This window comes from Trichlorobacter sp., assembly GCF_030247655.1.
Classification (GTDB): Bacteria; Desulfobacterota; Desulfuromonadia; order Geobacterales; family Pseudopelobacteraceae; genus Trichlorobacter.
This window is the reverse complement of record NZ_JAOTRZ010000115.1, coordinates 1-8,944: the sequence shown is the minus strand read 5'-3', so window position 1 is coordinate 8,944 and position 8,944 is coordinate 1. Positions and strand designations below refer to the sequence as shown.

The 8,944-nt window shown below is 56.1% G+C and carries 11 protein-coding genes; all 11 read left to right on the top strand.

Annotation, left to right across the window (positions count from 1 at the left end; translation table 11 throughout):
- Positions 1-965, top strand: a 965-nt coding sequence (gene nhaD / locus OEL57_RS10615; RefSeq protein WP_300740489.1) for a sodium:proton antiporter NhaD, incomplete at its 5' end; no start/stop codon positions are given.
- Entirely contained in the window at positions 943-1,281 is a 339-nt protein-coding gene (locus OEL57_RS10610; RefSeq protein WP_300740487.1) for a hypothetical protein, read from the top strand. The genes nhaD (OEL57_RS10615) and OEL57_RS10610, both read left to right, overlap by 23 nt.
- 147 nt (positions 1,282-1,428) lie before the next feature.
- Entirely contained in the window at positions 1,429-2,841 is a 1,413-nt protein-coding gene (gene nhaD, locus OEL57_RS10605; protein WP_300740484.1) for a sodium:proton antiporter NhaD, read from the top strand.
- An 89-nt stretch (positions 2,842-2,930) separates the two neighbouring features.
- Positions 2,931-5,150: a putative monovalent cation/H+ antiporter subunit A gene (locus tag OEL57_RS10600; RefSeq protein WP_300740482.1), complete on the top strand. Its 2,220-nt coding sequence runs from the start codon at positions 2,931-2,933 to the stop codon at positions 5,148-5,150.
- Positions 5,150-5,560, top strand: coding sequence for a Na+/H+ antiporter subunit B (locus OEL57_RS10595; protein ID WP_300740480.1), 411 nt, complete (start codon positions 5,150-5,152; stop codon positions 5,558-5,560). Before OEL57_RS10600 ends, OEL57_RS10595 begins: the two co-directional genes overlap by 1 nt.
- Before the next feature lie 10 nt (positions 5,561-5,570).
- Positions 5,571-5,942, top strand: coding sequence for a Na+/H+ antiporter subunit C (locus OEL57_RS10590; RefSeq protein ID WP_300740491.1), 372 nt, complete (start codon positions 5,571-5,573; stop codon positions 5,940-5,942).
- Positions 5,939-7,438: a Na+/H+ antiporter subunit D gene (locus OEL57_RS10585; protein ID WP_300740477.1), complete on the top strand. Its 1,500-nt coding sequence runs from the start codon at positions 5,939-5,941 to the stop codon at positions 7,436-7,438. Before OEL57_RS10590 ends, OEL57_RS10585 begins: the two co-directional genes overlap by 4 nt.
- Positions 7,435-7,908 carry a Na+/H+ antiporter subunit E gene (locus OEL57_RS10580; protein WP_300740474.1) on the top strand — a complete coding sequence of 158 codons (474 nt, stop codon included), beginning with the start codon at positions 7,435-7,437 and terminating at the stop codon, positions 7,906-7,908. The genes OEL57_RS10585 and OEL57_RS10580 overlap by 4 nt, the downstream gene beginning before the upstream one ends.
- Positions 7,905-8,180 carry a cation:proton antiporter gene (locus tag OEL57_RS10575; protein ID WP_300740472.1) on the top strand — a complete coding sequence of 92 codons (276 nt, stop codon included), beginning with the start codon at positions 7,905-7,907 and terminating at the stop codon, positions 8,178-8,180. The genes OEL57_RS10580 and OEL57_RS10575 overlap by 4 nt, the downstream gene beginning before the upstream one ends.
- The gene (gene mnhG / locus OEL57_RS10570) at positions 8,173-8,553 is read left to right on the top strand and encodes a monovalent cation/H(+) antiporter subunit G (protein ID WP_300740469.1); all 381 of its coding nucleotides are present in this window, start codon (positions 8,173-8,175) and stop codon (positions 8,551-8,553) included. Before OEL57_RS10575 ends, mnhG begins: the two co-directional genes overlap by 8 nt.
- A partial coding sequence (locus OEL57_RS10565) for an ion transporter (protein ID WP_300740466.1) occupies positions 8,550-8,944 on the top strand: 395 nt, incomplete at its 3' end. The genes mnhG and OEL57_RS10565, both read left to right, overlap by 4 nt.

Here is an 8,944-nt window from a genome sequence, read left to right as displayed (position 1 = left end):
TTTCTCCGGTTGCCGACAACCTGACCACCGCCCTGCTGATGGGTGCTGTGGCCATGGCTGTTGGTGGCAACAACAAGGCCTTTGTGGTGGTGGCTTGCATCAATATTGTGGTGGGCGCCAATGCCGGCGGTGCATTTTCCCCCTTTGGCGATATCACCACACTGATGGTCTGGCAGAAGGGTAAGGTTGAATTCTTCGAGTTTTTTGCCATCTTTATTCCTTCGCTGCTCAACTGGATCATTCCGGCTGCCTTAATGAGCCTGGCAGTACCAAAGGAAAAACCGGAAGTGACCGATGAATCGGTGAGCATGAAACTGGGGGCCAAGCGGATCATGGGCCTGTTCCTCCTGACCATTGTTACCGCCGTATCCTTCCACAACTTCCTGCACCTGCCACCTGCTGTCGGTATGATGCTTGGGCTTGGCTATCTCTCCTTCTTCTCCTATTGGCTGAAGAAAAAAGAACACCGGATGTTGTCCGGCGATAACCCTCTGGACGTTACCGGTCACCAGCACGAAACCTTTGATCTGTTTCGCAAGATAGCCAAGGCAGAATGGGACACCCTGCTCTTCTTCTACGGAGTAATCCTCTGTGTGGGCGGTCTGGGGCAGTTCGGCTATCTGGCCATGGCCTCAAACTTCATGTACAACGGCCTGGGACATACCACCGCCAACATACTGGTTGGACTGCTCTCTGCAATCATTGACAACATCCCGGTCATGTTTGCGGTGCTGACCATGGACCCGCAGATGTCCCACGGACAGTGGCTGCTGGTAACCCTGACTGCCGGAGTAGGCGGCAGTCTGCTCTCCATCGGCTCTGCAGCCGGCGTGGCATTAATGGGCTCTGCTCGGGGGATTTACACCTTTGGCGCCCATCTGAAATGGACCTGGGCTGTTGCTCTTGGTTATGCAGTCAGTATTGCTGCTCATCTTTTCCTTAATGCCAAGTATTTTACCCACTAAAAACAGTATGCAGCAGTTACTGGGACAGACACCGCTACGGCGTCTGTCCCAGTCTTTGATTATCATCTTGATACTGATCTCGCCGTTGTCTTTTTCAACGGAGCAGATTACCAATTTCACCTATGAATGTCCGGTCAGCACTGCCTGTGCCATTAAACAAACCCGCCGTTCAGCCATTCAGAACCATGCCGGTGCAGCCAGGCAACCAGACTGCCACAACAGAAAGGCACACCTTGCTGCGTCATCTCCACCCTGTCCTCCCCCCACACGCTTTATCACATCCGCCCTCAGTCGCGCACCTCCTGCTCTTACCTGAATACACTGCATATCCTGAAGCTGTTTCATTCTTGATCGTTACGCGATTGTTCTGAAACAGCACCTCTCTATCTGTATGCGCATGAGGATACAACTGGTTGCAGCCACCTGCTGCCACGTGTGCACTTTCGACAAAGGATATCTATCTATGAAGAGCATTTTTTTCAGCATCTTTACGCTGGCAGCTACTGTCCTGCCGGCAGCGGCAGCCGGTGGCAGCAGCGACATTGCAAACCTGACCGCCAGCGCCATGGGGATCTTTGCCCTGGTGCTGTTTGTAGCAGCCTATGGGCTGGTAATCTTGGAAGAAAAACTGCATCTGCGCAAGAGCAAGCCGGTGCTTGTAGCGGCCGGTATTATCTGGGTACTGGTTGCCCTGTCCTACCAGGCCCTGGGCAGGCCGGACCATGCCCACGGCGCCATCATGCACAACCTGACCGAATATGCCGAACTGTTTCTGTTTCTGCTGGCTGCCATGACCTATATCAATGCCCTGGAAGAACGGGATGTCTTCAGTGCCCTGCGCTCCTGGCTGGTCAACAAGGGCTTTACCTTGCGGACAGTCTTCTGGATGACCGGCCTGTTGGCCTTCGTTATTTCACCCATAGCCGATAACCTGACCACAGCCCTGCTGATGGGGGCGGTGGCCATGGCCGTTGGAGGGGCCAATACAAAGTTTGTAGTGGTAGCCTGTATAAATATTGTGGTGGCGGCCAATGCCGGTGGTGCCTTCTCCCCCTTTGGCGACATAACCACCCTGATGGTCTGGCAAAAGGGCAAGATTCAGTTTTTTGAGTTCTTTGCCATCTTTATCCCTTCCGTTATCAACTGGATCATACCGGCAGCCCTGATGAGCATGGCCGTACCCAACGAGAAGCCGGAGTCGAGCGATGTAACGGTCAGCATGAAACTTGGTGCCAAACGAATCATGGCCCTGTTTCTGGCAACCATTGTCACCGCAGTGTCGTTCCACAACTTCCTGCATTTGCCACCGGCAGTGGGGATGATGCTGGGTCTGGGCTATCTTTCCTTCTTCTCGTACTGGCTGAAAAAGAAAGAACACCGTCTGCTGTCCGGCGACAACCCGCTGGACGTGACCGGTCACAACCACGCAACCTTTGACCTGTTCCGCAAGATAGCCAAGGCAGAATGGGACACCCTGCTCTTCTTTTACGGGGTGATCCTCTGCGTTGGCGGGCTGGGACAGTTTGGCTATCTGGCCGTAACCTCAAACTTCATGTACAACGGCCTGGGACACACCACCGCCAACGTGCTGGTGGGAATTCTCTCTGCCATTATTGACAACATTCCGGTTATGTTTGCGGTGTTGACCATGGACCCGCAGATGTCCCACGGCCAGTGGCTGCTGGTAACCCTGACTGCCGGGGTTGGGGGCAGCATGCTCTCAATCGGCTCGGCAGCCGGGGTGGCGTTGATGGGGTCTGCCCGAGGTGTCTACACCTTTGGGGCGCACCTGAAATGGACCTGGGCCATTGCCCTGGGCTATGCAGCCAGCATCATTACCCATCTGTTTCTGAATGCGAACTATTTTACCCACTAATGTCCGGTTTGCCTTGAAGAAGATTAAAAGTACGCTATAGTTACACCCTCAGGCCGGCTTGAAAATCAGGCCGGCCTGCACAATACACTATGTTACCAGCTCTGCTACTCTCCATACCACTGGGCCTGTTTGCCTGGTTTGCCCTTCAGATCGGACCGGTTGCTACCGGTCAGCTGCTGCAGGTCTCTGTCCCCTGGCTACCTAGTCTGGGCGTTGCCCTCTCCTTCCGTCTGGACGGTCTGGGACTGCTCTTTGCGCTTCTGATCACCGGCATCGGTGCGCTGGTGCTGCTTTACGCATCATCCTATCTGCATGATCATCCCCACCTAAAGCGTTTCAACGGCTTTATTCTGGCGTTCATGGCTGCCATGCTGGGCACGGTGCTGGCCGGTGATCTGATTACCCTGTTCATCTTCTGGGAACTGACCGGGCTCTGCTCGTTTCTGCTGATCGGTTTTGACTACCAGCAGGAAGCATCCCGTCGTGCTGCGTTTCAGGCTCTGCTGGTAACCGGTGCGGGTGGACTGGCACTGCTGGCAGGGATCATACTGTTGGGACAAAGCGTTGGCAGCAGTGATCTGACAACTATTTTAAACAGTGGGGATCTGCTGCGCAGCCACAGTCTCTACCTGCCGATCCTGATATTAATGCTGGCCGGGGCCTTTACCAAATCCGCCCAGTTTCCGTTCCACTTCTGGCTGCCCGGCGCCATGGCCGCCCCGACACCGGTCAGTGCCTACCTGCATTCCGCCACCATGGTCAAGCTGGGCATCTTCCTGATGGCACGGTTTTCACCGGTGCTGGGGGGAACAGACAGCTGGCTGATCTGCCTGACCTCTGTTGGCGGTCTCACCCTGTTGCTGGGTGCCGCAAAAGCGATACAGCGTACCGATCTGAAACAGATCCTGGCCTGGACCACGGTCAGTGCCCTGGGGATGCTAACTCTACTGCTGGGATTAGGCACCCCGCTTGCCACAACTGCCGCCATGCTGCTGCTGGCGGTACATGCCCTGTACAAAAGCTCGTTATTTTTGACTGCAGGCGCGGTAGACCACGGCTCCGGCACCCGCGACATCAGACGTCTGGGAGGACTGGGACGCACCATGCCACAGGTGGCCCTGGCTGCCGGTCTGGCGGCGCTCTCCATGGCCGGCATGCTGCCGCTGGCCGGTTTTATTGCCAAAGAACTGTTTTATGAGGCCACCCTGCATGCGCCGTACTCCCCCTGGCTGATAACTGCGGTGGCATTTCTGGGCAACAGCCTGACCGTGGCTGCCGCTTTGCTGGCGGGCTATCTCCCGTTTTACGGAACCCTGAAGGACACTGAACTGCACCCCCATCAGGTGGATCTGCGGCTCTGGCTGCCCCCCCTGCTGCCTGCCCTGCTGGGGCTTCTGATCGGATTTTTTCCCGCAGCCTTTGGCAGACTGCTGCTGGCTCCGGCTGTTGCCCAGGTTGCGGGCAAGCCGGTTCCGGTTGAACTGGCACTATGGCACGGCTTTAATCCAATGCTATTGATCAGCGTCGTCACCCTGGGGGCTGGTCTGGCGCTGTTCAGCCTGCGTAACCATTTTCAGATGCAGCGACAATCACCAGGCTGGGATACGGAACAGCTGTATGACCTGCTGCTGGCAGGGCTGCCCAGGTTTGCCGATATGATAACCAGCTATCTGCAGAATGGCCGACTGCGTTACTATCTGATGATCGTAACCGGTACAGCAGTTGCCCTGATGGCTGCAACCCTGTTCACCAGCAGCACCGGCACACTGCAACTGCCCAGGCCTGACGGCAGTCTGCATGAATGGCTGACCGCGGTGATAATCCTTGCCGGAGCCCTGATGGCCACCCTGACTGACTCCCGCCTGGCTGCAGTAGCAGCTCTGGGGGTGGTTGGCTATGGTGTTGCCCTGATCTACATCCTCTTTGGCGCACCTGACCTGGCCATGACCCAGTTTTGCATTGAGACCCTTTCCATCATCCTGTTTGTGCTGGTGCTGCACAAGTTACCCCGCTTTACCCTGCTTTCCAGTACCAGGTCACGGCTGAGGGATATGGTCATTGCCCTGGGTGTTGGCAGCGTTATGACCATGCTGGTCTGGCGGGCTGTATCGCAACCACTGATCCCCTCACTAAGCACCTGGTTTATGGAACAGAGCCTGCCGGCCGGACATGGCCGCAATGTGGTCAATGTGATTCTGGTTGATTTCCGCGCTCTGGATACCCTTGGTGAAATCACGGTGCTGGCGGTTGCAGCCCTGGGGGTCTATGCCATGCTGAAGCCACGCTCCGGCAAGGAAGGAACAGACTGATGCACTCGCTGATCCTTGCCACTGCCATCCGTTTGCTGTTGCCGCTGATGCTGCTCTTTTCCCTGTTTCTGCTGTTGCGGGGCCATAATGAACCCGGGGGTGGTTTTGTGGGCGGTCTTGTGGTGGCTGCTGCCTTTGCCCTGTACACCCTGGCACATGGTGAAAAAGAGGGACGCCGGATGTTACGGGTTGCACCACTGCAACTGGTAGCATCAGGTCTGTTGATCGCACTGACAAGCGGACTTCTGCCGCTGCTGGCCGGTCTGCCGTTTCTGACCGCACTCTGGAGTGCAGTTCCGGCACCGGTAATAGGCCATGCCGGCACTCCGCTGCTGTTTGATCTGGGGGTCTACCTGCTGGTGGCAGGCATGTCGCTGCTGATTATCTTTACCTTGATGGAGGAGAACTGACGTGGAAAGCATGCTGGCGGTGGTCATAGGCGGGCTGTATGCCGCAGGCATGTACCTGATGGTGCGTCGCAGCATCGTCAAGATGATCTTTGGACTGGCGCTATTAGGTAACGCCGCCAATCTGCTGATCTTTACCGTAGGCAGGCTGACCCGTGGCAGGCCGCCACATGTTCCGGCTGACGGTGTTTTGTCAGCCCTACCGGTTGCTGACCCGGTACCCCAGGCGTTGATCCTGACCGCCATTGTGATCGGCTTTGGTGTGCAGGCCTTTGCCCTGGTACTGATCAAGCGGGTCTACCAGACCGTGGGCAGCGATGATCAGGATGTGATGGTTACTGAAAATCAGGGACAAGAAAAGCTGGGACAAGAGGAAGAGAGATGAAAAATCTTTTGTTTCTTCCACTTATCATACCACTTGCCACGGCGGTACTGGGGCTGTTGGCCTGGAACCAGCGAAAATTCCAGCGGATTGCAGGCATCTGTTCAACGGCACTCTTAAGCGTTACCGCTGTTCTGCTACTACTGGAGGTACAGCAGCATGGTATTCTGAGCGCCCAGGCCGGAAACTGGCCAGCGCCGTTCGGCATTACCCTGGTGGCTGATACCTTCAGCGCCCTGATGCTGCTTGCAACCGGGCTGATGGGGCTCTGTGTCACGGTCTATTCACTGGCAGATGCAGATTCAGATCAGGAAGCACGGGGGTATCATCCGCTGTTGCAGGTGCTGCTGCTGGGGATCTGCGGATCATTTCTGACCGGCGACCTGTTTAACCTGTATGTCTGGTTTGAGGTGATGCTGATCGCCTCCTTTGTGCTGCTGGCCCTGGGAGGGAAACGGGAACAGATGGAAGGGGCCATCAAATATGTGGCCCTGAACCTGATCGCCTCAGCCCTGCTGCTGGCCGGCATCGGTCTACTGTATGGCGTGACCGGCACCCTGAACATGGCCCATCTGGCCATCAGGCTGCAGGAGATGCCCCATACCGGCACCATACCGGTCATTGCAGTGCTTCTGTTCTGTGCCTTCAGTATCAAGGCAGCGGTGTTTCCATTCTACTTCTGGTTGCCTGCCTCCTACCACACGCCGCCCATTGCGGTGATTACCATCTTTTCTGCCTTGCTTTCCAAGGTGGGCATCTATGTACTGATCCGGGTCTTTACCCTGATTTTCCCCCAGGAAACCATTACCGGACAACCGTTGATTCTGGGCGCAGCAGGATTAACCATGCTGTTTGGCGCCCTGGGGGCGATCGCACAGCCGGAACTGCGGCGGCTGCTTTCCTTTTGCGTGGTCAGTCAGATCGGCTACCTGTTGATGGGTCTGGGCCTGATGACCCCGCTGGCCCTGGCTGGCAGTATCTTTTTCATGCTGCATATCATGGCTGCCAAATCAGCCCTGTTCCTGACCAGCGGTGTGGTGGCCCGCATGAGCGGCACCACGATGCTGAAAGAACTTGGCGGACTATATAAGCGCTATCCCCTGCTGGCTGTTCTTTTTCTGGTACCGGCGCTTTCTGTGGCAGGTATCCCTCCCCTGTCCGGATTCTGGGGCAAGCTGGCCCTGGTGCAGGCCGGCCTGCAGAGCGAACAGTATCTGCTGGTTGCCATGGCCCTCGGTGTCAGCGTGCTGACCCTCTATTATCTGGTTACAGCCTGGATTGCACTGTTCTGGAAGAATCAGCCTGCAGATGCGGAAAAACTGCACCACCTGCCAGCAGTACGCCGTGGCCAGATGATTGTTCCCGCCTTGCTGCTTGCCCTGGTCTCTCTGGTTGCCGGTCTGCTGCCGGAGCCTCTGTTCAGGCTCTGCCACATTGCTTCAGAACAACTGTTGAACAACGACGCCTACATCAAGGCGGTGCTGGGGGTGACCCAATGACCGCCTTTCTGGCCAATATCCTGCTGGCCCTGGCCTGGATGGCCCTGACCGATTCCTTCCATGCCGGAGGATTTGCCACCGGGTTTCTGTTCGGTTTCTTTGTGATCTGGATCGGACGCCGCGACCGTCAAACCGCCTCCTACCACCGTCGCCTGCTGGCCATAGCAGGCTTTATCCCCTACTTTATCAAGGAGATGGTGGTGGCCAACCTGCGGGTTGCCTATGACGTGCTGACCCCCAGGGATCATATGAAACCGGGGATTGTTGCCGTGCCCCTTGAGCTTGAAAACGATCTGCAGATCACCCTGCTGGCCACCTGTATTACCCTGACACCGGGCACCTTAAGTCTGCATATCTCTGAAGACAGACATACGCTTTACGTACATGCCATGTATATTGATGACCCGCAGCAACTGGTGCAGGAGATTAAACAGGGCTTTGAACAACGGATACGGGAGATTGTCCAGTGACCCTTGCAAGCTATATATCCTGGATCATCCTGCCACTTTTGGGACTGGGGATGCTGCTTACCTTTATCCGGGTGGTACGTGGACCAAGTCTGCCTGACCGGGTGGTGGCCCTTGACCTGATGGCCACCTTTATCATTGCAATTTCAGCAGTTTATTCAGTTGCCAGCAATGAGCCATCCTATCTGGATGCTGCGGTGGTACTGGCGCTGATCACCTTTCTGGGCACCGTGGCCTTTGCCTACTATCTGCACAAACGGGGGAACAATGCGTGATACCCTGATAGCCCTGTTGCTGCTTGGCGGCACCTTTTTTGCCCTGGTGGCAGCCCTTGGAGTGGTACGGATGCCGGACATCTACATGCGTCTTTCAGCCGCATCCAAGGCATCAACCCTGGGGGCAAGCTGTATTCTGGTTGCTGTGGCGCTTTTTTTCGCCAGTACCGCTGTTACCGGCAAGGTGGTGGCTATCGTTGCCTTTACCCTGTTGACCGCACCGGTGGCAGCCCATATGCTGGGCCGGGCCGCCTATTTCAGCGGTGAACCGCTCTGGGAAAAAAGTACGGTAGACGATCTGGGAACTCCGGGGGCATGGTTTGAAAGAAAATGCCCGGATCAGACAAAATCACCTGACAAAGAGCTGTCATGAGTCCGCTACGCGAAAAAATCTATACCATCATCTTTGAATCAGACACACCGTCCGGCAGGGCCTTTGATCTGGCCCTGATTTTTTTGATCCTGCTCTCTGTGGCACTGGTGATGCTGGATAGCGTACCAGGCATCCACGATCGCTGGGGCAGCTGGCTGCTGGGTGGTGAGCTGCTGATTACTACCCTGTTCAGTGTCGAGTATGTTCTGCGGCTTTACAGTGCCCGCCGTCCCCTGCGCTATGCCCGCAGTTTCTTCGGCATTGTTGATCTGCTGGCTATCATCCCCACCTATGCCAGCATTTTTGCCCCTGGTCTGCATTTTCTGGCCACCATCCGCATCCTGCGAGTACTACGGATCTTCCGTGTCCTGAACATGGTGCAGTTTATCGG